We start from the raw sequence: 25,764 nt of genomic DNA, 5'->3' as shown, positions 1-25,764 counted from the left end.
AAAAGAGAATTGTTTGCAATGTTGCCTTCAGTGGATGAAGTATTAAGTGATAATAGAATTGTAGAAATAATAAATAAATATCCTAGAAGCTTAGTTTTAGAATCTGTTAGAGAAATAATAGATTCTAAAAGACAGTTTATATTAAGATTAAAAGAAGATGCATCAAATTCTGTAACAATAGAATTTGATGAAATAATAGAATCTGCGATAGACAGGGTTAAATTAAATTACTCACTATCATTAAAAAAAGTTATAAATGCAACTGGTACAGTTATTCATACAAATTTAGGTAGGTCTTTACTGAGTGAAGATATAAAAGATGAATTATGGTGTGCTGCCTCAAGGTACTCAAACTTAGAATACGATTTGGATAATGGAGAAAGAGGTTCAAGATATTCTCATTTAACTAGTACAATAAAAAGACTTACTGGTGCAGAAGATGTACTAGTTGTAAATAATAATGCCGCAGCAGTACTTCTTGTACTTAGCACAATGGCTAAAGGTGGAGAAGCAATTGTATCTCGTGGAGAGCTAGTTGAGGTAGGTGGTTCGTTTAGAATTCCAAGTATAATGGCTCTTAGTGGTGCAGAGCTTGTTGAAATTGGTTCAACTAATAAAACTCATTTAAAAGATTATAAAGAGGCTATTACAGAGGATACAAACGTATTAATGAAAGTTCATACAAGTAACTATAGAATTATGGGATTTACAGAGAGTGTTTCTATAGAAGAACTAGTTAATTTAGGCAAAAAGTATAAACTGCCTGTAATAGAAGACCTAGGAAGTGGAGTATTTATAGACTTATCAAAATATGGATTATCTTATGAACCAACTGTATTAGATTCTATACGACAAGGTGCAGATGTAGTAACTTTTAGTGGTGATAAGATGCTTGGAGGTCCACAAGCAGGTATTATAGTTGGTAAAAAAGAGTATATAGAAAAAATGAAGAAAAATCAGCTTACTAGAGCTCTTAGAGTTGATAAACTTACAATATGTGCTCTTGAAGCAACCTTGAGAATGTATTTAGATGAGACAAAGGCAATAGAAAATATACCTACTTTAAAAATGTTAACATATAAGATGGAAGAATTAGAAGTAAAAGCAGATAAGCTATTTGAAAAAATAACTGCTTTAAATTTAAATGCTAGTATAAATATAGAAGATGGATTTTCACAAGTAGGAGGAGGGTCAATGCCTCTTGAAACTATAAGTACAAAGGTAGTAACAATAACTCCTGAGCATATAAATGTGTCATCTTTAGAAAAGAAGTTAAGACTTAGTGAAGCACATATAATCGCTAGAGTATATGATAATAAATATGTACTAGATGTAAGAACTATATTTGATGATGAGTTTGATGTGATTGTTGAAGAATTAAGAAAAGCATTTAATTAAATAAATTTTAGATAATATTGATATTGAATTTAATTTGAGAAGTAGAAGTATTGAAGTTTGGATAGGGGGCAAAAAATGAAAAATGTAGTAATTGGAACGGCAGGTCATATTGACCATGGAAAAACAACTCTTATAAAAGCATTGACAGGAAGAGAAACTGATACATTAGATGAAGAAAAAAAGAGAGGTATTTCAATAAATCTAGGATTTACTTATTTTGATTTACCAAATAATAAAAGAGCAGGTATTGTAGACGTACCAGGACATGAGAAGTTTATAAAAAATATGCTAGCTGGAGCATCAGGTCTTGACATAGTATTACTTGTTGTAGCAGCAGACGAAGGAGTTATGCCACAAACAGTTGAGCATTTAGATATTTTAAGCTTTTTAAATATAAAAAATGGAATAGTGGTTCTAACTAAGTCTGATACTGTAGACGAAGAATTTAGAGAATTGGTAAAAGAAGATATTTGTGAAAAAATAAAAGGAACTTTTCTTGAAAACGCAGAAATAATTGAAGTTGATTCTGTATCTAAAAAAGGTATAGATACCCTTATTGAAAAAATAGATAAAATGAGTGATGATATAGAAGATAAAAACGAAAATTCTCCATCGAGACTTAATATAGACAGAGTATTTTCAATAAAAGGATTTGGTACTGTAATAACAGGAACTTTAATAGAAGGAAAGATAAGTATAGAAGATGATTTGATTATATATCCACAAGTGTTAAAAACAAAGATAAGAAGTATACAGGTTCATGGAGAAAATAAAGATACAGCTTATGCAGGGCAAAGAACAGCAATCAATATATCAAATGTAAAAGTGGAAGATATAAAAAGAGGAGATGTTTTGGCTGCACCAAATTCATTAGAAGAATCAATGATGTTAGATGTAAAATTATCATTGGTAAACCATTTGGACAAAGGGTTAAAACATTGGGATAGATTAAGATTGTATCATGGTACTAGAGAAATACTTTGTAGAGCAGTTCCACTAGATAAAGAATTAATTGAAAGTGGAGAGAGTGGATATGTTCAGTTAAGACTTGAAGAAAGTATAGTATCCAAAAAAGGTGATACCTTCGTAGTTAGACGCTATTCTCCAATGGAAACTATTGGTGGAGGTGTAATAATCGACCCATCTCCTAAAAAACATAAGAGATTTGATGAAAAGGTTATAGAAGCATTAAAAATAAAAGAAAAAGGCGAACTTAAAGATATAATAGAAGAATACTTAAAGAGGAATCTAAAAAATTATCCAAATATAAAAGAAATAATGAGTTATAGTGGTGCCCATGAAGAGCAGGTAAAAAAAGCTCTTGAAACACTTATATCGGAAAGTAAAGTATTTATTATAGGCAATATGTATATGCATATAAATCAATATAACAAATTAAAAGAAAATATAGTAAATCTTTTAAATGAATACCATAAGAAATATAGATTGAGAAAAGGAATCTTAAAAGAAGAAGTAAGGTCTAAAATAGAAAGTAATTTTAAGACTAGAGAAATGGATATTTTATTAGAAAGATTATCTACAGAAAATATCATAAAAATAGAAAATAATATAGTATCTCTATTTGATTTTGAGGTTGTTTTAAATGACAAGCAAAAAGAAATCGCAAAGAAGATAGAAAAAAGATTAAAATCATGTGGAGTTTCTTCTATATTGACAATAGATGAAGTTTCTGAAGGAAATAATAACTATGCTGAAGTATTAGAGTCAATGATAGGTAATAAGGTAGAGAAATTAGATGATTTGTATGTAATGGACAAAGACATTTATGAAAATGCAAAAAATACTTTGATAAATTATATAAAAGAAAATAAAGAGATAACACTAGGAGAATACAGAGATTTGATTGATTCTAGTAGAAAAAATTGCATGATTATATTGGAAAACTTCGATAGAAACAAGATAACTAAGAGGGTAGAAAACAAAAGAATTTTGTTTTAGCGGAAAATGTCTGTTTTTGCTTTGAGGTATAAAGAAGGAATTATAATGTCGAGTATCGTATAAATTAATTAGTATAAAATATTAATTAAGAGGAAGTGTAAAGTATTGAAGAATATAATACCTGATGTAAATCCAGATATAAAAGAAAGAGAAAATATGAGCCTTTTATTTATAATAATGGGCTCAGTACTTTTATTCTTTATTATAAAAGATACAGATAAATATGAAACTTTGTTACATGCAATATATGCCATATTTTTAATAGCCACAGGAATGGTTATATTTAATACTACAAAATTTAAAGTAGATTCATTTTCTACATTTTTAGGATTAATTTTTACCGCTACTGGAGCATTAGAATGTATATATTTATTTAATTGCTTAGGAATTAGAACAGAGTCTATAATTGGTACTAATATTACAATATCAGCAATAACCGATTTATTTCCTATACTTGGTGTATACTTAAGTTTTAAATTTGTTAAGGATAATAAACAAATTAATTCAAGTGTAATTTTATTCATAACAAGTGTGGCTTTAACAGTAGCATCTTTATTCATAATATCTGGAATAGTTGAATCTCTAGGAAAAGATAGATTACATTATTCTTTAGGCATTGTAACATCTGTGTTTATGATAATTACTTCCATTGTAAGTGGAATTGAATTAAATTCAAGTTCAAATGAAAGTAAATGGGAATATAATGAAAAAAAATTTTTTAATAGAATAATAATAATAATAATTTTATCAAGGGTTCCAAATTTATTGCATATAATGATTGCTAATAGACATGTAGAGGGGATATTATCGCAGATAATAATAAATGTAGCCTTATATTATTTATATAATTACATAGTGTCTAAGAATATTAAGAAAACAGCATTAGAATTACATGACACAAATGAAGAATTAACAATAAAAACAGAAAGCCTAAAAGAAAAGAACAAAAAATTAATCTATGAAACAGAAAAGATAGAAGAACTTAAAGAAATACTTATAAGAAGAGAATCTAGACTACAATCTACTTTAGATGTTGCAGTAAATAGTATAGTTGTGTTTAGTAAAGATGGAGAAATTACATATGCAAACAAGAGTTTTAGAAATATTTTTGGAGATTATAAAGAACAGGATAAATTAGGTGATAAAATAAAAAATTTCCACGATTTAATAGAAAGTATTCATTCTGTATTTGATAATGAAAAGAACGTGGAAAAGTTTATTAATACAAGCGATAACAAGGTTTATCAAGCCATATTTGCTCCTTTAATTATTGCTTCTCAAATAGAAGGTGTATTATGTGTATTAAAAGATAAGACTAAGAAAAAGGAATATGAACATAAGCTTATTGAAGCAAATAAGAGAAGCAGAGATTTTTTAGAAAGTGTTGGTGACGGGATAGTAGTACTTGAAGGTAGCAATAAAATATATGTGAATAATGCATGTAGGGAAATTTTTAAAAGTAACTTAGAAAGTATTGATTTCTCTCCAATATGCAAAAGTGAAGAGAGCATAGAAAAAAGATACTTAATAAATGGGGAAGTAAAGTATGTTGAAATGAGTTTTTCACAGTATACTAATGCTGGAACAGATAAAACCATTATTGTAATACGTGATACAACTTCTCGAAAAATATCTCAAATAAAACTTGAAGAAAGTCAATCATCTTATTCAAGATTTATAGATATATTACCTGATGGGATATGTCTACTAAAAGATAATTTAAGTATAAATTATGCAAATAAGTCATTTTTAGATATGCTATCTTTTACAAATATAGATGATATAAAAGACTCTAACATTAAGTTATTAATGAATGCAAATACTGAAGAAAAAATGAAATTTACTGATAATATGGCTAAGGTTTTAAATGAAAATAGAAGTGTATTTTTACTAGAGTATGAGTTGATAAATAGTTATGATGATATAGTAGAAGTAGAATTAAGTGCATTACCTTTTGCTATATATAATACTAGATACATAATGCTTATTATAAAAGACTTAGCACATAAAAAATATTCTGAACAAGCAGAAAAAGAATTGCTTGAAAGATTTAAAACAGATAAAATAAAAACTGAGTTTTTCGCAAATATGTCTCATGAGTTAAAAACTCCACTAAATGTTATATCAAGTTCAAATCAATTAGTAGACTCTTTCTATAGAAGTGAAAAGATAAAAGACTACAACAATAATATTAAGTCTCATGTAGATTTAGTGAGACAAAGCTCTTATAGACTTCAAAGACTAATAAATAATATTATAGATTTAACAAAGATGGAGTCTGGATTCTATACACTAAAACTTGCAAAATACAATATTGTATCTGTAATAGAAGATTTATTTATGAATATAGAAGAGTATACAAGTAGGAAAGATATAAAAATTCTATTTGATACAGAGCTTGAAGAAATTAATGTCTATATAGACAAGGTTGAAATTGAGAGAATCATATTGAATCTATTGTCAAATTGTATTAAGTTTACTGACAATGGAGGATGGATATACGTAAATATTTATTATAAAATAGATAAAGTAATGATAAGTGTAAAAGATACTGGAGTTGGAATACCTCAAGATAAACTAGAATTGATTTTTGAAGAATTTTCACAAGTTGATAAGACATTATCTAGAAATACTGAAGGAAGTGGAATAGGCCTTGCTATAGTTAAGAACCTAGTAAGTCTTCATGGTGGAGATATAGAAGTAATAAGTGAAGTGAACAAAGGGACAGAGTTCTTAATTTCACTTCCAATGAAGAGTTTTAATAGTGAACATTATACAGAAGATAAGAGAATATATAATATTCAAGAAAAAATAAAAATAGAATTTTCTGATATATATTATTAAAGACTCTTATAAACAAATCCTAAATCAAAATACTATGTGTTTTAGTAAGTATTTTATAAAGAATAGGCTATCATAAAGTAAGTTATTATGATAGCCTATTTTTAGTTATATTTTATATCTAGATATGGGAGCATATAATCTCCAAATTACCTTCAAAGCTAAAATCTCCAAAGTTATTTGGTAATATGAAATGCATACCCTTTTTTAAATTATATTCTACAGAATGGTGTATTAGTTTTCCATTTCCCTCCAACACACTATATAAGGAAAAAGGTGTATTATGTGTAAAATTACATTTTCCAAAGATATCTAATTTATAAACACTAAAAAATTCATTTGATACAAATGTTGTGCATTTAAAGTCTGATGTTGATACAGTTTTATAATCAGTATCAAGATTTATATGAGGAACATTCGTAACATCTATGGATTTTTGAACATGAAGTTCACGTTTGTTGCCTGAATTGTCAGTTCTATCATAATCATAAACTCTATAAGTAGTGTCTGAATTTTGTTGAGTTTCTAAAATTAATGTTCCTCTACATATGGCATGTATAGTACCACTAGGAACGTAGAAAAAGTCTCCTTTTTTTATATTAACCTTTCTAAGCAGTTTGTCCCATTCATTGTTATTTATCATATCTACAAACTCTTTATGAGATTTTGCATTATGACCTATGATAATTTCTGCATCATCAGAACAATCTATTACATACCAACATTCTGTCTTACCCAACTCTCCATTTTCGTTTTTCTTTGCATATTCATCATTTGGATGAACTTGAACTGATAAATTATCATTTGCATCTAATATTTTTGTAAGCAAAGGAAATTTATCTCCAGGTGTATTTCCAAATAATTCTCTATTTTTGTCCCACAATTTAGATAGACTTTTACCTTTATATGCTCCATTTTCTATTAAGCAATCTCCATTTTTATGAGAACTTATAGCCCAACATTCACCAGTTGTTGGCGAATTTATTTCATAATTAAATTTATCTTTAAGTGCAGTACCACCCCATATTCTATCCATAAAAATAGGTTTTAAAAATAATGGTTCCATAATCTTGTTCCTCCTATGATATTAAATTTATCCTACAAATAATTATATATAAATAGATTATAAAATCAATAGTAAAAAAGTTTTGTCCCTTGAAATGACATAAAGTATAAGGAGTTATCAAATAAGATAAACTATGATATATAATATAAAGTTCTAAATTGGAGTGATAATTATGGAATTATTTAAAGAAGAAAGTAAAAAGTATGAAATGGAATTTTTAAAACTGTTGGAAGAATGGGTTAGCATACCATCATTTTATGATAACAAAACTGTATCTAAAGATATGCCTTTTGGAAAAGGAGTCTATGATGCGTTAAATTGGTTTGAAAACCTAGGTAGAGAAAACAATTTCAAGGTCAAAAATATAGATAATCATGCTGTTCAAATTGAATATGGAGATGGAAAAGAGTTTGTAGATATATTTGGGCACTGTGATGTTGTAAATCCAGGGGAAGGATGGGATAGTGAACCATTTAAACTAAATATTATAGGAGATAAATTGGTTGCTAGAGGAGTATCTGACAATAAAGGTCCTATGATAGCGAATTTTTTAGCACTAAAAATGATAAAAGATTTAAATATTGATTTAAAACGAAAGGTTAGATTAATTGCTGGCGGAAATGAGGAAAGTGGATTTAGATGTATAAAGCACTATTATAGCAAAGAACCCTATGGTGTATGTGGATTTACTCCAGATGCTAAGTTTCCTGTACTAAACGGAGAAAAAGGTGGGGCAATAATAAAGTTAATTTCAGATATAGAGGATAAGTCTTTATACATAAGTGGTGGAATAGAGTTTAACACAATACCAGATAAAGTATATATAAAAAATACAAACAAATTGGGTAAAGATAATATATGCTGTGATTTTAATAATACTTCAATAAGTTATAATAATGGAGATTATGTTATACACGGCAAAGGTGGACATTCATCTAAACCAGAAAAAGCAATCAATCCAATACTAGCCACAATTAAACTTTTATCAGAAAATATTGATGAAGATTGGATAAAAGATTTGGATGAGTTAATAAATCAAGATAATATAGATGGAAAATTATTTGGTTTAGACATTGAAGGCAAATGTGGGATTTTATCAATTGTTCCAACAATAATAAACATAATAGATGGAAGGCTAGAATTAGTTCTAAGCGTTAGATATCCAGAAGTATTAACGCTTGAAGATATAATAAAAAAATTTAATTTGTATATGAAGAAGAATAATATTAATAAATTCGAGATTATTGGGGAAAATTTAAAGCAAGCCAATTATATAGATAGAAATTCAAAACTTGTAAAAAGTTTGCATGAGATATATATAAAGTATTCTAGAGATTTAAAAAATGATGTTAGAGTAACTAGTGCAGGAAGTTATGCTTCTGAAATGAATAATTCAGTAATATTTGGTTGTGAATTTCCTGATGGTAGTTTTGGAAATGTCCATAGTGCAAATGAATTTGCTAGCTTAGATAGATTTATAACTGCAATAGCTATATATGCAGAGGCAATAGTTGCATTATGTAACAATATATAAATACAAAATGTCCCTTATATAGACATATTATATATACAATTAAAATTTTACTTGATATATAATTGAAATCAAAGAGAAGGTGATACAATGATAACTAAGAAACATGCAGTAATAGTAAAAAGTTTAAGCAATAAAGACGGATATATGACATCAAATGAACTAGCTATCAAATTGGATGTGTCTACAAAAACTATTAAAAGATATATAGCAGATTTAAATAGTATTTTAAGCAAGTATGATTTGGTAATAGCTTCTTCTAGAGGTATAGGATATAAGCTAAGTGGCTCTAAAAGTAATATAGCAAGAGCTATTAAAGAAGCAAATAAATATATTGATGGTTTTTTAGATGACTCTGAAGAATCAAGAATGTCAAACATAATATGTATGCTTATTAATAGGAATTATATGAGCATAGAAGCAATGGCAGAAGAATTAAATCTGAGTATAGCCGCTATAAACAAATTGTCTAGTAAGCTTAAAAGAAAACTTGAAAAGTATGACTTAGTTATAAAATCTAAACCTTACTATGGAAGCTATATACATGGTGAAGAAATTAATATAAGACAATTGATTACTGACTATGCAATAAAGTTGGATGAAAAAAGTAAAATCAAAGTGTTTTTGGATGACATCAGTGAAAACGATATACACTGTATAGAAAATATTTTAGAAAAACATTTAAGAAAGAAAGATACAATAATTTCAGATAAAGATTTTAATCTTTTGCTTTCAAAAATAATTGTTTCTGTATTTAGGAGTAAGAGAGGACATAGTAACAACATAAATCTAATAGATACAAGTTATAGATTTCATAATTACTCTTTTATAGAAAGCTTAATGAAAGAAATCTCTGATAAGATTGGGTTTAAACTTATTGAAGATGAAGTAATTTACATTTCAAATTACTCTGGTGTAATAGCGTATAAAGGAACACAAGGAAGAAAAAACACAAGTGAAATTGAGGAGCGAATAAATAGTGTTATAAGTAGTGCACTTCAAGATATATTACTTATTTCAGGAAGTGATTATACAAAGGATGAGGAGTTTATGGTTGCAATATCTGACCATATAAAGAGATTTTTAAATAGAGCGAAAGCTAATATAAAATCCAATAACCCTTTACTTCATCAAATAAAAGAGAAGTTTCCAATTGCTTTTAATCTAGCTGTGTTTTTATCAAATAAACTAGAAACTGAGTTTAATTTAAAACTTGATGAAGATGAACTTGGGTATATAGCTATTCACTTTGCGGCTTCAAATGAAAGAATGAAAAAAAATACGAGTAAGAAAATCTGCATAGTTTGCCATTATGGGATAGGGACAGGGCAACTTATTTCTGAAAAATTAAAGCAGAATATAAGTGATTTAAATGTTGTAGGTGTTTATCCGGTTAGATATCTTGATATGGCTATAAGTCAAGATGTTGATTTAATAGTATCTACTGTTGAATTAAAAGGATATGAAAAACCTGTCTTATATATCGAAAATATATTTGATGATAGCTTGATAGAAAACGTAAACAAAGCATTTTACGAAAAAGAAGAAAGAAGAAAGATAATAAGTAATATGTTTGATGAAAAAGCTTTTTTTAGTATAAAGGCTAGTACTAAAGAAGAGGTTATACTTTCTCTTTCTAACAAACTGAAAGAAAGAGATTTTATAGAAGAAAGTTCAATAGAAAGCATAATAGATAGAGAAAATATTTCATCAACTGAAATAGGAAATCTAGTAGCAATACCTCACACAATAGTGAAGGGAGATAAAAAATCTATAATAGGAGTTGGGATACTTGAAAATCCAATAGTTTGGGATAAACAAGAGGTTCAGCTAGTATTTATGGTATTTTTTAATACTAAAGAAAAACATAATTTTTCAATATTTAAATACCTTTATAACTTTATAAAAGATGAAGGTGGAGTAAGAGGAATTATTAAAATATGTGACTTTGATAAACTAATGGCACTGATAGGTAATTAAGGAGGAAATTAATAATGGAAACAAACATATTTAACACAGAATATGTATTTTTAAATGTTGATACTAAGTCTAAGGTTGAGGTTTTAAAATTTATAGCAAAAAAAGCTAAAGAATTAAACTTAACAGAAGACGAAAATTTAGTATATGAAGGTTTAATGGCTAGAGAAGAACAATTTACTACAAATTTAGGTGAATCTATCGCAATACCTCATACTAAAAATGATGCGATTGAAAATCCAGCAGTAGTAGTATTGAAATTTACTGATGATGTTGTTTGGAATGAAGGTGAAGATAAGGTTAAATTGGCAATAAGCTTACTTATGCCAGGAAAAAGCAAAGAAAATATTCATCTTAAATTATTATCATCTCTTTCAAGAAAATTGATAAATAAAGACTTTAAAGATTCTCTTTTAAAGAGCAATAATGTTGAAGAAATATCTAACTTAATAAATGAAGCTTTAGGTTTATAATTAAACGCTAAGGCTAAAATAAAACAAATAATTAATTAAAAAATAGGAGGAATTTAAAATGAATAAAAAATTAGTAGCATTATGTGCTTGTCCAATGGGACTAGCTCACACTTTCATGGCAGCAGAGGCAATAGAGCAAGCTGCAAAGGCACTAGGTTATGAAGCGAAAGTTGAAACTCAAGGTGCAGATGGTGTACAAAATGAGTTAACAAGAGATGATATATTAGGAGCAACTATGATAATACATGCAGTAGCAATAACACCAGAAGGTATGGAAAGATTTGATGGTTGTGAAGTTTATGAAGTTGAGTTACAAGAAGCTATAAAAAATGCAGAAGGCGTTATAAAAGAAATAGAAGAAGATTTAGGAATATAATAAATTTTTGTGGAGGAAAGAGAATGGCAATTAAGAAAAAAGTTATAAACAGTTCAGGCGCTTCTACAACAGGAGGAAATAATGTAGGAAAGCCTACTCCATCTAATCCAACTCAATCAAAGGGAAATGGAAAATGGAAGGAAATAAGTAAGCATATAATGACAGGTATATCATATATGATACCAGTCTTAGTAATGGGTGGACTTATAGGAGCTTTATCTCAATTAATACCATATGCTATATTAGGGCTTGACCCATCTGTAGGTATAGTTGATGCTATGAACTCAGGTGATTTTACAGGATTTAAACTTACTCTTTTAAATATGGCACAATTAATGTCAAATTTCGGATTTACTTTATTTGGATTTGCAATACCACTATTTGCAGCATTTTGTGCAAACTCTATAGGTGGAAAAACAGCTTTAATTGCAGGTTTTATAGGCGGATATATAGCTAATAAACCTGTAGGTGTTCCACAATTTGTGGATGGGCAATGGACTGAAGTTGTTCCAGTTGCATCAGGATTTTTAGGTGCAATATTAATAGCATTTATAATAGGATATTTTGTAAAATGGTTAAATAAATCTATAAAGGTTTCTCATAACTGGTTAGCTTTTAAGACAACATTTTTAATACCACTAATAGCATCATTAACTTGTATGATATTAATGATATTTATAATAACTCCATTTGGTGGGTTAATTAATGAAAGTATGAAAAACTTCTTAACAGCAGCAGGAGCAGCTGGAGAATATGTATATGCAACAGCTTTAGCAGCAGCTACAGCGTTTGACTTAGGAGGACCAATAAATAAAGCGGCAGGATTCGTTGCACTTGGTTTAACTACAGAGAATGTACTGCCAATAACAGCAAGAACAATAGCTATAGTTGTTCCTCCAATTGGATTAGGATTAACAACTTTATTAGATAAAAGATTAGTAGGAAGAAGAGTATATGATAGACAATTCTATCAAGCAGGAAAAACTTCTATATTCCTATCATTTATGGGTATATCTGAGGGAGCAATACCATTTGCACTTGAAAGACCAGGTTTTGTTATACCTTTAAACATAGTGGGAAGTGTAATAGGAGCGATTACAGGTATAGTTCTAGGCGCAATTCAATGGTTCCCAGAGTCAGCAATATGGGCATGGCCTTTAGTTGACAATTTATTTGGGTATATAATAGGTATAGCAGTTGGTGCTATATTCATAGCTGTAGGAAATATATTCTATAGAAATAAATTAATAAAAGAGGGTAAACTTGTTGTGGATTATATAGACTAACATTTAAGTTTATTTATGATAACTTTGGCTGGTAATATTGTTTTAATTAATATTACCAGCCTTACCTATATGATTAATTAAAGGTGGTGGATAAAAAATATGAGTAAAATAGAAAAAATAAGAAAGTATCTAGAAAAATATGATATAGATGGAATTCTTATTAATAGTTCTACCAATAAATTTTATATTGGAAATCTATTTAGTTCATCAGGCTATGTTTTTATAACTAAAAGGAAACAATATATAATAGTAGACTTTAGATATTTTGAAGAAATTAAAAGAAAATCAAATTTATTTGATGTCATTTTAATGGATAAAAACAGAACATATTTTGATATAGTAAATGAAATTTGTGAAAATCAAAATATAAAAGAAATTGGATTTGAAGGAAGCGAGGTATCTTTTGATTCATACAAGAATATGAGTCAAAGGTTGAGTGTAACTTTAAAATCGGTTGATTTATCTACTTTAAGAAAAGAAAAAGATGAAGATGAAATAAAATATATAAAAAAAGCTTGTGAAATAGTGGATGCTACATTTTATCATATAATTGATTTTATAAAAGTTGGTATGACTGAAAAGCAAGTTGAAAATGAAATTGTTAGATTTATAAAAGAGTTGGGTGGTCAAAAAGAGTCTTTTGATACAATAGTAGCATCTGGATTGAGAGGAGCATTACCTCATGGAAAAGCCAGTGAAAAAATTATAGAGTATGGTGATTTTGTGACTTTTGATTTTGGTGCTAAATACAATAATTATTGTTCAGATATTACTAGAACTATTTGTATGGGTACTATAAACAAAGAGTTAGAAGAAATATATAATATAGTAAAAGAAGCCAATGAAGAGTGTATAAAGGTTTTAAAACCAGGCATGACTACTGGTGAAATAGATAAAATTGCAAGAGATATAATTGGCTCATATGGATATGCTGATAATTTTGGTCATAACTTAGGTCATGGTGTAGGTATCATGGTACATGAATATCCTGCATTAGCTCCTGAATCAAATGAAGTATTAAAAGAAGGTATGATTGTAACTATAGAGCCAGGTATATATGTACCAAATCTTGGAGGCGTAAGAATAGAAGATGATGTGCTTATAACACAAGATGGATGTGTGAGATTGACTATATCTACTAAAGATTTAATTGTTGTAAGTTAAAAATGAATTAGATTAATATTTTATAATAAGTAAGATAATTAGAAAAGAAGAGGTAAATTTAAATGTATAATTTTGATGATAGACCAGATAGAGTAAGTGAAAAGTGTAGAAAATGGGATTTAAATATTATAAGAGATAAGTTTGGAGATATAAGAGAAGATTTTGTACCAATGTGGATTGCTGATATGGACTTTAAAATACCAACAGAAATAGAAAATAAATTTATTGAAGCTGTAAAAAGAGGTGTATTTGGATATACATACTGTTATGATGAATTTTATGATTCAGTTATCAGATGGCAAAATGATATGCATAAAGTAAATGTAGAAAGAGAATGGATTACATTGACTTATGGAACTGTATCAACACTTCACTATGTAGTACAAGCTTTTTGTCAAAAGGGGGATAGTATAATATTAAATACACCAGTTTATGACCCTTTTGAATCATCAGCAAAAAAGCAAGGTGTAAATATAGTTTGTAATACATTAGATATTATAAATGATAGATATTATATAAACTTTGATAAATTAGAAGCTCAAATTAAAGAAAATAAACCTAAGTTAATGATGTTTTGTACACCACATAATCCATCTGGAAGAATATGGTCAATTGAAGAAATGACAAAAGTAGCAACTATATGTAAAGAAAATAATGTTATTTTGGTTGCAGATGAAGTACATGCAGAACATATTCATTATGGTGAGTTTAACTCAATACTTAAACTTGAAAAAGAGCTTTTAGAAAATGTTATTCTATTGACATCACCAAATAAAGGGTTTAATCTTGGTGGATTAAAGACTTCTTACTCAATAGTTATAAATAAGAACATAAGAGATAGATTTAGAGATAAACTAAAGCAAAACTCTATAACTTCTCCAAATGTATTTGGAATTATAGGATTGATAACTGCTTATAATGAATGTCGTGAGTGGTTAAATGGTGTAAATGAATATATAAAATCAAATTATGAACTTTTAGGAACTTGGGTAGATAAATATAATAATATTAAATTGATGAAGATGGAATCATCTTATTTAGCTTGGATGGATATAAGTGGATTAGGTATAAGTGCAAGTGAATTTACAGATAAGTTGGCTGTTGATACAGGAGTATTGTTGGAGGATGGGAGCCATTTTGTAAAAGATGGTGAGAATTATGTTAGAATAAACTTAGGAACTCAAAAAGAAAATGTAATTGAAGCTTTAAATAGAATGGAGTTATTTTTAAAGTCTTTATAAAATAATTTTAAAAAATAAGGAAATAAGTTTTGTTTCAATAAGTATAATATTATTTGAGTGATTATGTATTTGAAAATATGATAAAGAAAGCTTTATAGAGTAAAATATAAATTATTTGTAAAAACTAATAGAATGTTATGAAAAGCACCTTGAATATAATAAGGTGCTTTTTTATTGCTGTCAAATTCTTAAATTTTATTGTTGTCAGTATGATTTATTTCTTATAACATAGTTTATCGAATTTTACTATTTATTTAGTTTTTTAATAGAAAAGGCTTTGTCAGTAAGTTTAAAATTATCTTTTATACCCTTAGTCAAGTATACTTTTTTATCTTTAGTTATAAATATAGCATCTACATTATCAATACTATTAATTAAATCCATACCCTTTTCAAGTCCAAGTCCAAAGGTAGAAGTAGATAAAGCATCACAATTAATAGATTTATCAGATATTATTGTTACACTACTTAAGCCATTTTCAAAAGGATACCCTGTAAACGGATTTAGCATGTGGTGATATATTTTGCCATCCTTTTCTATAAATCTTTCATAAATTCCAGATGTAACAACAGATTTATTTGTGGTTTCTATATTTCCTATAGATTCTCCATTTTTACTAGTTGGGTCTTGAATACCTATTTTAAAAGGTTTATCATTTTTACCATTTTCTAAGGTAAATATATTACCTCCTAAATTTACTAAACCTTTTTGTATACCTTCTGATTTTAGATAGGCCACAATTTTATCAGCAGCATATCCTTTAGCTATTGCACCTAAATCAATTTTCATATTTTCTTTGGTCAATTTTATAGATTTATTTTTTTCATCCAATATAATATTCTTATAATCAATTAGAGGCAAAAGCTCTTTTATTTCAGAATCACTTGGCACTTTGGCTTTATCTGTTCCAATTGCCCACAAGTTTGATATTGGACCAACTGTTATATCAAAATACCCACTTGATAATTTAGAATATTGGATTGCCTCTTTTACAACGAAAAACGTATCGTCTGAAACTTTGACAAAACTCTTTCCAGCATTATCATTTATCTTAGAAACATCACTTCCTGGTATATGAGTACTCATTTTATTGTCAATATATCTTAAAATTGAATCACATTCATTTAAGATTTTATCACTTTTGGATTCTTTTATATTAAATACAGTAACTTCATTTACTGTACCAAGGTAATAGCTAGTTTTACTATATTTAGTATTCTGGCTTGAACTCCTAAAAAATGAAAATAAAATTAATGCTAAAATCAATATCACAAAAATAAATGTGATTTTTTTCTTATTCATGGTATATTCCTCCTATGAAATTGTGTTATTATTTTATTATAACATAATTTCATAGGAGGACAAAAAATGAAGAAAAAAGACATTCTTCTTATTTTAGGCATTTTAGTTGTTATTACAGCATGTTATGGGATAATAAATGTTATAAATTCTAAAAATGCTGGAAGTATTGAGATTTATGTAGATAATAAATTGTATAAGACTGTTCCAATAGATGCCAAAGAAGAATTTAAAATAGAGAATAGAGGGGGGTATAATATAGTCAAGATTCATGATAAAGGGGTAGAAATAGTAGATGCCTCATGTCCTGATAAGGTTTGTGTACATACTGGTTTTATAAATAAACCAAGTCAAAGTATAGTTTGTATACCTAATAGAGTTAGTATAAAAATAAATACAAATGAAAAGGACAATAATCAAGAAGATATAATTTCTAAATAAAATAATAAAATAATTGAAAGGAATTGGTGACAATTATGGTTAACTTAGAAAATGATTGGAATGAATTATTGAAAGAAGAATTTGAAAAAGATTACTATTTAAATTTAAGAAAATTTCTTATAGAAGAATATAAGACACGTCAAATATTCCCCAATATGCATAATATATATGAAGCTTTGAAACACACTTCATATAAAGATACAAAAGTTTTGATACTTGGACAAGACCCCTATCATGGAGATAATCAAGCTCATGGTTTAGCTTTTTCAGTTCAACCACAAGTGAAAACTCCACCATCTTTATTAAATATGTATAAAGAATTAAAAGACGATTTAGGATGTTTTATACCTAACAATGGATATTTGATGCCTTGGGCAGACCAAGGAGTATTACTTTTAAATACTGCTCTTACTGTTAGAGCACATGAAGCTAATTCTCATAAAAATAAAGGGTGGGAAATTTTCACGGATAGAGTAATCTCTATTTTAAGTGAACGTGAAGACCCAGTTATTTTCGTATTATGGGGAAGTAATGCACGTAAAAAAGTAGAGTTGATTGATACAAGTAAGCATTATATTTTAGAAGCACCTCATCCAAGCCCATTATCAGCAAGTAAAGGTTTTTTTGGATGTAAACACTTCTCTAAGATAAATGAAATTCTAGAAAAATTAGGAAAAGAACCTATTAATTGGCAAATAGAAAATATATAAGATTAAAAGGTAACAAAATGATAACAAAACAACAATAAACAATGACATTGTTGTAACTAATAGAAATATGTGTAAATAGTTGAAAATACTATATATGCATATTTCTATTTTTTTGTCAAGTTGACAACTCTTGAAAAAATAGTTACAATTTAGTTACACAAAAAACACAAACAAAAAAAGAAATTTACAAAGCAGAATTTTACGAAGCAAAATATATAGTGTAAAAAAATTGAGGGAGGAAAGTTTATATGAATTTTAAAAAATTGAGTAATGCTAAAGTCTCGGTGATGGCGGTTGTTTTATCAGTTGGGATATTATCGGGGTACTCTGCACTTAATAAACAAGTAACATTAGTAGTAAAGGGAGAAGAAAGAACTATATCAACATTTAGTTCTAATGTAGGAGACCTTCTAGAATCTCAAAACATTAGTTATGATGCAAATGATATAGTTACTTTAGATGAAAACTCAAAATTATCTAATGGAGATAAAATAGAAGTAATTGATGTAAAGGAAAAAACAGTTGTAGAAACTAAAGATATTCCATTTGAAGTTACAGTTGTTGAAGATGGTTCTTTATCAAAGGGAGACTCTGAAGTTAAAGAAGAAGGAAAATCTGGAAAAAGTGAATTAATATATAAAGAAACTTATCACAATGGAAAGAAAGTAGAAAAGGAATTTGTGAAAAAGGTTGTTAAAGCTGAGCCTGTAAACAAAGTAGTAAACAAAGGAACAAAAGTAGAGATGCAAGTAGCTTCATCAAGGGGAGAAAACTCAAGAAGAATGGCTTCATCATCATCTAGTAATAGTAGTAGTAACAATGGTAAAAATATGAGAGTAGTAGCAACTGCATATAGTGGTCATAGTATAACTGCTACAGGTACAAAGCCTAAGTGGGGAACGATAGCTGTAGACCCTAAGGTTATACCATATGGAACTAAGGTTTATATACCTCAATTTGATATGGTATTTACTGCAGAAGACTGTGGTGGAGCAATAAAAGGAAATAAAATTGATATATTTATGAATGACTCAAAAACAGTTTATAACTGGGGAAGAAAAACTATAGATATACGTATATTAAAATAATTATATAATCTATATTTGTACTGGAAATTATATTTTAATTAATATAGAGAGGTAACTCTTTGTATATACATAAAATATAATTTCCAGTTTTTAATTTTAAGCATATAATAAAAAAGTAAATTTTAACCATGTATAGATAAAAGCTATTTAAATTATAATTTACTATCAGATAAATCTATAAAAATTGTTGCAAAGAGTCAAAATATATGATATTATAGATTTCGTTGAGACACATTTCATTATGGGAGTGGATGGGTGCCGGTGTGCCCTCTAGTCTTCAAAACTAGTATGAGGGGTTAAGAGCCTCTTAGGTGGGTTCGATTCCCACGCATTCCCGCCAGTATATAAAAGGTATCTTTTAATATTAAAAGATACCTTTTTAAATTTAGATAATTTACTTTTAATGATATATAATATTTTGGTATTATATAATGTAAATTTTATAATACTATTATTGTTTAGATAAAAATCTAGGAGAGTGAAAAGATGGAAAATAACTTTACAACAAGAACTAGTTTTCTAGTTGGAGATGATGGAATAGAAAAACTTAATAATTCAAATGTAATAGTATTTGGAGTTGGAGGAGTTGGTAGTTTTACTGTTGAAGCTCTAGCAAGAGCTGGAGTTGGTAATCTTACTATTGTGGATTTTGATGATGTGGATATAACAAATATAAATAGACAAATACCAGCCTTACATTCAACTATAGGAAAGTATAAAGTTGATGTAATGGAGGAGAGAATCTTGGATATAAACCCTAATATCAATATAAAAAAAATAAGAAGTCTTTATAATAAAGACACTAGTGATGAAATATTGACTGAAAGATATGATTATGTTGTGGATGCAATAGATATGGTAAGTTCTAAAATACATCTAATTGAAACCTGTGAAAAAAACGGTTTAAAAATAATAAGTTCTATGGGGATGGGAAATAAATTAGACCCAACTAAAATAGTCGTTACTGATATACACAAAACAAGTACTTGCCCTTTAGCTAAAGTTATGAGGAAAGAGCTTAGAGATAGAGGGATTAAAAAATTAAAAGTAGTATACTCAACTGAACAACCAATAGAACTTAAAAAGAAAGTAATGAATGGGAGAAAAGTAACACCTGGTAGTGTATCATTTGTTCCATCTGTAGGAGGACTAATAATTGCATCTGTAATAGTTAATGAATTATTAGAACAATAAGTCTAAATATTTTAATTTATAAAGTTTAAATACGTATTTTGAAGGCTAAAAGCATCAATGTGAAACTATTTTATATTGATACTTTTAGCCTAATTATATTATGTAGTTATAGTTTTATTTTCTATATTATGTATCTATTTCATATTTATATTTTGTAAATATCATTTCTCCATCACTATAAAAGACAATATCACCTATTTTATCTGTTCTATAAATTGATACATGGTTTTGTTTCAAATTGTTGAGAACTTCTCTGTGGGGATGACCATATTGATTTTTATATCCACATGATATTGCAGCTATATCTGGATTAATTCTTTTTATAAATTCTAAAGATGATGATGAATTACTTCCATGATGCCCTATTTTTACAAAATTAATATTGTTCAATTCAAAAGAATGTAAGATTTCTTTTTCAATTGATTCCTCAGCATCACCCATAAATAAAAAAGAGTTATTATTAAAAGTTAGTTTGAAAACTATTGAATTTAAATTTGATTCTTCTTGTATATATGATGGACTTAATACATATATATTTATATTGTTATCGATATTTAAAATATCGTCTTTATAGAGATACTGAATAGAGAGGTTTTTGTCATTACAAGAATTTATTAGATTTTGATAAGCTTCACTATTTGTTGATTGTTCAGGCATATATATGGAGCTTACATTAAATTTTTTTACAACATTATCAAGACTTCCTATATGGTCAGAATCTGGATGTGTAGCTATTATCACATCAATAGTTTTTATTTTTCTCTGTTTCAAATAACTAGTAACTATATTTCCACTATCCTCATCACCTCCATCAATTAATATATTTTTATTTGTAGGTGTTTGTACTAAAATACTATCACCTTGTCCAACATCTATCATATGTATAGATAGTAGAGATTTTTTGTCACAACCGCTTAAAAGTGATATTATAATAAGTATTAATAAAAAAATTTTATTTCTCAATAAAAAATCACTCCAGTCATTACATGTTTATATAATTTTATGATGGGTAATATAAGATATATATGACTTATTATATTTTATATTTTAAACAATATAAATGAAATTAATACCAAAACAAAATTGGAGTTTTTATAGATATAAAATTTTAAAAAATTAAGCAATAAAAAAAGGTAGGAGGATTTTATGTTTTTCAAAGATATTGAACTAAATTCAAAAAAGGAATTAGACCCATATTTTGATTTAGTAGATTATGAAGCTTGTGAGTACTGTTTTAGTACTTTATATATGTGGCAACATGTTTATAAGACAGGATATTATATAGGAGAAGATTTTGCTGTTTTAGTTGGTGAATATGAGGGAGATAGTTTCTCAATATTACCACTTGCTAAAAGAGAAAAGCTTCCAGAAGTTGTAGATTTTGTGCTTGAATATTTTTCTAAAAATAATAAAAAAATATACCTAAGAGGTATTACTACTGAAGTAGTAGAATTTTTAAAAGAAAAATATCCAAATAGATTTGAGTATATAGAAGAAAGAGATTTATTTGACTATATTTATGATGCAGAAAGTTTAAGAACTTTAGCTGGTAAAAAGAATCAAAAGAAGAGAAACCATATAAATTATTTCTTAAAAGAATACGCAGGTAGATATGAAGTCAAATTATTAGATAAAGAAAACTTCAATGAATGTTTAGTATTAATGAAAGAATGGGAAAGTAATAAGGAAGAAAATGATGAATTTGATGAAAGTATGGATGATGAATTGGTAGGTATCAAAAAGATATTTAACCATTATGATGTACTAAAAGATAGAGTAAAAATGTTTGGTGTTTATGTGGATGGAAAATTAGAAGCATTCAGTATAGGAGAGCTTTTAAACAAAAATATGGCACTTATTCATATAGAAAAAGCTAATCCTGATATAAGAGGTTTATATCCATTTATAAACCAACAGTTTTTAGTAAATGAATTTAAAGATGTTGAATTTGTAAATAGAGAAGAAGATTTAGGTATTGAAGGTTTGAGAAAAGCTAAACTTTCTTACCATCCTTGTAGATTTGTTGAAAAGTACAGTGTTAGGGAGGCTTAATATACTATATGGAGATTAGGTATGCTAAAGAAGAAGAAATAGAAAGTATAAAAGAAATTTGGAGTTATTGTTTTAATGACAGTGAAAATTTTATGAAGTACTATTTCAATGATAAGTATAAATATGAAAATACTGTAATAGCTTTAGATGAAGGAAAAATTGTTTCCTCTCTTCAGCTAAATCAGTATAAGTTAATACTAAACAATAAGGTATACAATACATCGTATGTAGTAGGGGTTTCCACACTTCCTGAAGGCAGAGGAACTGGATATATGAGTAAAGTTATTAAATTTACTTTAAACGAATTGTATAAAAAAGGTCAATTAGTTTCTATATTGATGCCAATCGACTATAGACTTTATAGAAGATTCGGATATGAACATTGCTATGACCAGATTGAATATACTCTTAATACAGATGATTTAAAAAATTTTAAGTCAAGTGGAAAGATGATAAAAGCTAATATATCACAAATTGATGATTTGATACAAATAGATAGAGCTTTTTTAAATGAGGTTAATGGTAATGTGTTAAAAGATGAACATTATTATGAAAACTTATTTAAAGAAATTCAAAGTGAAGATGGGCTTTTATACCTTCATGAAGGTAATGGAAAAGATGGATATATAGTTTATTTTCTTCAAGGAGACAAAATGTTTGTTAGAGAGTTATTTTATAAAAATATAGATGCTCTTAAATCAATGCTTAAATTTATATATAATCACAATACTCAATGTAAGATAGCTACTATATCTGCTCCTATAATAGATAAAATAAGACTTATATTAGACAACCCTAAAGATTGTGAGATAAAAATAAAACCTTTTATGATGGGAAGAGTTATAAATGTAAAGAAATTTATAGAAGATATATATGTAGATGAGGATATTAATAGTTCAGTTAACTTATTAATAGAAGACAAGTTTATAGATGAAAATAATGGTCTATTTAAAGTTTCTATACAGAATCGTAAGATAGCTGTAGAAAAATTAGATAAAAAAGGTATAGAAAAGCCTCAAGAAGGTTTTGATATTAAATTAGATATAAATACCTTAACACAGTTATCATTTTCATATATAGATGTAGAAGAAGCTCTTTTCTTAAATAATCTAGAAGGGGTTTCAAAAGAAACAATAGAAATACTTAAGTGTATTTTTTCTAAAAGAAATAACTATATAAACGAATATATATAAAAAGAATACGCCAAAAGATTTTTAAAATCTTTTGGCGTATTCTTTTGTTTATAATAATTTATCTTGTTTAAAAATTTACTATTTGAAAATAATCTAAATAATATGTTTTTATATAGGAGTGATTATAATTAAAATAAGAAGACCTTTATTAATTGTATTGATATTTGTGATTGTTATATCATTTATAACCACAAGTAATAAGAAAAAAGATGAAAAATTCAATGATAAGATAATAACTATACAAGGTGTTGTTAAAGGGAAAGTTGAAAAGAAAAGATACAATCAGTATAAGGTAGGTGTTTTTTTAATAAATGATTATTCAAGAAATAAAAATTTGAAAATTGGACAAGAAGTTAATATTACAGGAAAATTTAAGAGCTTAGATAAAATGGAGTATGATGATTTTGATTATGGAAGGTACATAAAAAGTACTGGATATAGAGGTATAATATATATAAATAATTATAAAGTTGTTGGTAAAAATAAAATATATTCTTTAGTTGGAAAAATAAAGTTTTATATAAGTAAGACTTACAGATATTTATATAAGAAAAACTCAGATTTTATAAATTCTATATTGTTAGCTGAGGTTGAAAACCTTACTGATGAACAAAAAGAATTGTTCACTAGGACAGGAACTAGTCATGTAGTATCTATATCTGGTCTTCATACAGGTATACTATGTGTAATTATATCTTTTTTATTAAGAGGTATAAATAAATTGTATAAATTATTAATATTGTCGATTTTTATAACTTTATATTGTATAATGGTAGGTGCGTCTCCATCCATAATTAGGTCTATAACATTTGTTATAGTTTTCTATCTATCAATATTTATTGATAGAAAAAAGGATGGTATATCAACATTGTCTCTAATAGGGATAGTTTTAATTATGAATAACCCCTATGTTATATATAATGTAAGTTTTCAATTGTCTTTTTTAGCTACACTTTCTATATTGATATTCTACAATAAAATAAATAGTATTGTAAAATTAAGTATGGTATCATTGACAATATCATCAAATATATTAACTCTACCTATAATTTATTACACATTTAAAGGAATACCACTGCTTTCAGTTATAGGAAATTTGATTATAGTACCATTTGTAGGTGTAATAATGTATTTGAGTATTGCAAGTTTAATAGTATTTAAAGTAAGTGTAGTAATAGCTAAAATTATATCCTTTTTTAATAGGTCATTGATAGAAAGCATATTTTTTTTACTAGATAAACTCAGCAATTTAAATTTTGCATATATTAATATAGAAAATCCTAAATTTTATATTGTAGTGATTTATTACATAGGAGTGTTTTTTTACATATTTTACATAGAAGGAAAAGAGATAAAGGAGCAAGAAAATGGATTACAAGGATATTATAAGGAATGTAAAAGAGAACAATTTTGAAAAGATGTATCTTTTTTATGGAAGAGAGTATTATTTAATTGAGAATGCAATAAAAGCATTTAAAGATAGTCTAAACGAGGGAATGCTTGATTTTAATTTAGATATGATAGATGGAAAGGAAATCGTCTTAAATCAGCTTATAAGCTCTATAGAAACACTTCCATTTATGGATGATAGAAAGATAGTAATAATAAAAGATTTTGAACTATTAAAAGGAAAGAAAAAGAACTTTACTGATAGTGATGAGAAATACTTAATAGAGCATCTAGATAATACTCCAGATACTACCACTATAGTTTTTGTTGTGTATGGAGATGTTGATAAAAGAAAATCTCTAGTTAAGAAAATCGGAAATAATGGAATTGTCTTTGATTGTGATAAGCTTTCTGATATGGACTTATTTAAGTGGATAAAAAAATCTTTTACTCTAAATGAAGTTATAATAGAAAATTCTCAAATAATGTATTTTATTGAACAAGAAGGATATAGAGATAAGAGTAGTGAAAAGACTTTATCTGATTTGGAAAACGAGATAAATAAGATAAGTTCGTTTGTTGGTAAGGGTAATAATGTAACTAATGAAGTAATTGATAAATTATCTCAAAAAAAAGTTGAGAATGATATATTTAAATTAATCGATTATATTGGAGAACAAAATGCTTCTAATGCAATGAAAATATTGAATGATATGATACAAGAAGGTGAGTCTGTTTTAGGGATATTTTCTATGATAGCAAGACAATTTAAAATAGTAATGCAGGTAAGACAGTTACAACTTGATGGATATTCAACTAAACTTATAGCTGATAAATTAAAAATGCATCAATTTGTTGTAGGAAAAGCATTAAAGCAAACTAAAAATTTTTCTGATGACATAATTGTAGAAATCTTAAATTATATATTAGAAAGTGATTATAAAATAAAGACTGGTCTTATAAGAGATACCTTAGCGATAGAAATGTTGGTTAGTAAGTATTGTAAAAGACAAATTATATAAATTAATAATAGATAAAAAATAAATAGCAGGATTGTTGTAGTTTAAAACAAAGTAGACTAAATTT

General features: G+C 27.1%; 21 protein-coding genes and 1 tRNA gene. 19 read left to right on the top strand and 3 right to left on the bottom strand.

Annotated elements, in window-relative coordinates; translation table 11 throughout:
- The first annotated feature begins 18 nt into the window (after positions 1–18).
- The 3 genes from selA (at position 19) to ACTG45_RS13975 (ending at position 6,201) form a co-directional block, all read left to right on the top strand.
- Positions 19–1,398 (top strand): L-seryl-tRNA(Sec) selenium transferase, encoded by a 1,380-nt coding sequence (gene selA / locus ACTG45_RS13985; protein WP_479920300.1) that lies wholly within the window; start codon positions 19–21, stop codon positions 1,396–1,398.
- Positions 1,399–1,473: 75 nt separating this feature from the next.
- On the top strand, positions 1,474–3,357 hold the full coding sequence (gene selB / locus ACTG45_RS13980; protein WP_479917212.1) for a selenocysteine-specific translation elongation factor: 1,884 nt from the start codon (positions 1,474–1,476) through the stop codon (positions 3,355–3,357).
- A gap of 105 nt (positions 3,358–3,462) precedes the next feature.
- Entirely contained in the window at positions 3,463–6,201 is a 2,739-nt protein-coding gene (locus tag ACTG45_RS13975) for a PAS domain-containing sensor histidine kinase (protein ID WP_479919206.1), read from the top strand.
- A gap of 118 nt (positions 6,202–6,319) precedes the next feature.
- Here the strand turns inward: ACTG45_RS13975 and manA are convergent, their stop codons facing one another.
- A complete protein-coding gene (gene manA, locus ACTG45_RS13970; protein ID WP_479919205.1) occupies positions 6,320–7,264 on the bottom strand; it encodes a mannose-6-phosphate isomerase, class I in 945 nt (314 codons plus the stop codon).
- Positions 7,265–7,436: 172 nt separating this feature from the next.
- Between manA and ACTG45_RS13965 the strand changes: the two genes are divergently transcribed.
- From ACTG45_RS13965 to ACTG45_RS13935, 7 genes are all read left to right on the top strand, one after another.
- Positions 7,437–8,798 carry a M20 family metallopeptidase gene (locus ACTG45_RS13965; RefSeq protein ID WP_479917210.1) on the top strand — a complete coding sequence of 454 codons (1,362 nt, stop codon included), beginning with the start codon at positions 7,437–7,439 and terminating at the stop codon, positions 8,796–8,798.
- A gap of 87 nt (positions 8,799–8,885) precedes the next feature.
- Positions 8,886–10,775 (top strand): BglG family transcription antiterminator, encoded by a 1,890-nt coding sequence (locus ACTG45_RS13960; RefSeq protein WP_479917209.1) that lies wholly within the window; start codon positions 8,886–8,888, stop codon positions 10,773–10,775.
- 14 nt (positions 10,776–10,789) lie between these two features.
- The gene (locus tag ACTG45_RS13955) at positions 10,790–11,245 is read left to right on the top strand and encodes a PTS sugar transporter subunit IIA (protein ID WP_021385484.1); all 456 of its coding nucleotides are present in this window, start codon (positions 10,790–10,792) and stop codon (positions 11,243–11,245) included.
- A 58-nt stretch (positions 11,246–11,303) separates the two neighbouring features.
- Positions 11,304–11,621 (top strand): PTS fructose transporter subunit IIB, encoded by a 318-nt coding sequence (locus tag ACTG45_RS13950; RefSeq protein ID WP_003416512.1) that lies wholly within the window; start codon positions 11,304–11,306, stop codon positions 11,619–11,621.
- A 23-nt stretch (positions 11,622–11,644) separates the two neighbouring features.
- Positions 11,645–12,907: a PTS fructose transporter subunit IIC gene (locus tag ACTG45_RS13945; protein ID WP_021385521.1), complete on the top strand. Its 1,263-nt coding sequence runs from the start codon at positions 11,645–11,647 to the stop codon at positions 12,905–12,907.
- Positions 12,908–13,006: 99 nt separating this feature from the next.
- Positions 13,007–14,071 (top strand): aminopeptidase P family protein, encoded by a 1,065-nt coding sequence (locus ACTG45_RS13940; protein ID WP_479919204.1) that lies wholly within the window; start codon positions 13,007–13,009, stop codon positions 14,069–14,071.
- A 62-nt stretch (positions 14,072–14,133) separates the two neighbouring features.
- The gene (locus ACTG45_RS13935; RefSeq protein WP_479917206.1) at positions 14,134–15,312 is read left to right on the top strand and encodes a MalY/PatB family protein; all 1,179 of its coding nucleotides are present in this window, start codon (positions 14,134–14,136) and stop codon (positions 15,310–15,312) included.
- A 246-nt stretch (positions 15,313–15,558) separates the two neighbouring features.
- Here ACTG45_RS13935 and ACTG45_RS13930 read toward each other — a convergent pair whose 3' ends face one another.
- Positions 15,559–16,614, bottom strand: a complete 1,056-nt coding sequence (locus ACTG45_RS13930) for an FAD:protein FMN transferase (protein ID WP_479917205.1) — start codon at positions 16,612–16,614, stop codon at positions 15,559–15,561.
- A 66-nt stretch (positions 16,615–16,680) separates the two neighbouring features.
- Here ACTG45_RS13930 and ACTG45_RS13925 point away from each other — a divergent pair, with 66 nt between their 5' ends.
- The 5 genes from ACTG45_RS13925 (at position 16,681) to ACTG45_RS13905 (ending at position 20,044) form a co-directional block, all read left to right on the top strand.
- Entirely contained in the window at positions 16,681–17,052 is a 372-nt protein-coding gene (locus tag ACTG45_RS13925) for a NusG domain II-containing protein (protein WP_479919203.1), read from the top strand.
- A gap of 35 nt (positions 17,053–17,087) precedes the next feature.
- Positions 17,088–17,762, top strand: coding sequence for a uracil-DNA glycosylase (locus tag ACTG45_RS13920; RefSeq protein WP_479919202.1), 675 nt, complete (start codon positions 17,088–17,090; stop codon positions 17,760–17,762).
- 248 nt (positions 17,763–18,010) lie between these two features.
- The gene (locus tag ACTG45_RS13915) at positions 18,011–18,850 is read left to right on the top strand and encodes a G5 domain-containing protein (RefSeq protein ID WP_479919201.1); all 840 of its coding nucleotides are present in this window, start codon (positions 18,011–18,013) and stop codon (positions 18,848–18,850) included.
- Positions 18,851–19,093: 243 nt separating this feature from the next.
- A tRNA-Sec gene (locus tag ACTG45_RS13910) sits at positions 19,094–19,190 on the top strand.
- A 146-nt stretch (positions 19,191–19,336) separates the two neighbouring features.
- Positions 19,337–20,044 carry a tRNA threonylcarbamoyladenosine dehydratase gene (locus tag ACTG45_RS13905; RefSeq protein WP_479917204.1) on the top strand — a complete coding sequence of 236 codons (708 nt, stop codon included), beginning with the start codon at positions 19,337–19,339 and terminating at the stop codon, positions 20,042–20,044.
- Positions 20,045–20,170: 126 nt separating this feature from the next.
- Here the strand turns inward: ACTG45_RS13905 and ACTG45_RS13900 are convergent, their stop codons facing one another.
- The gene (locus tag ACTG45_RS13900; RefSeq protein WP_044213738.1) at positions 20,171–21,007 is read right to left on the bottom strand and encodes a ComEC/Rec2 family competence protein; all 837 of its coding nucleotides are present in this window, start codon (positions 21,005–21,007) and stop codon (positions 20,171–20,173) included.
- Between the two features lie 183 nt (positions 21,008–21,190).
- On the opposite strand from ACTG45_RS13900, the gene ACTG45_RS13895 reads away from it, so the two are divergent.
- The 4 genes from ACTG45_RS13895 (at position 21,191) to holA (ending at position 25,700) form a co-directional block, all read left to right on the top strand.
- Positions 21,191–22,096 carry a DUF2156 domain-containing protein gene (locus ACTG45_RS13895; RefSeq protein WP_479919200.1) on the top strand — a complete coding sequence of 302 codons (906 nt, stop codon included), beginning with the start codon at positions 21,191–21,193 and terminating at the stop codon, positions 22,094–22,096.
- Positions 22,097–22,104: 8 nt separating this feature from the next.
- A complete protein-coding gene (locus ACTG45_RS13890) occupies positions 22,105–23,289 on the top strand; it encodes a GNAT family N-acetyltransferase (protein WP_479919199.1) in 1,185 nt (394 codons plus the stop codon).
- Between the two features lie 112 nt (positions 23,290–23,401).
- Positions 23,402–24,703, top strand: a complete 1,302-nt coding sequence (locus ACTG45_RS13885) for a ComEC/Rec2 family competence protein (protein WP_479920299.1) — start codon at positions 23,402–23,404, stop codon at positions 24,701–24,703.
- Positions 24,657–25,700 carry a DNA polymerase III subunit delta gene (holA, locus tag ACTG45_RS13880; RefSeq protein ID WP_479919198.1) on the top strand — a complete coding sequence of 348 codons (1,044 nt, stop codon included), beginning with the start codon at positions 24,657–24,659 and terminating at the stop codon, positions 25,698–25,700. Before ACTG45_RS13885 ends, holA begins: the two co-directional genes overlap by 47 nt.
- Positions 25,701–25,764: the final 64 nt, after the last annotated feature.

Source organism: Clostridioides sp. LIBA-7602, from assembly GCF_056688945.1.
This window is presented reverse-complemented; position numbering and strand designations above follow the sequence as displayed.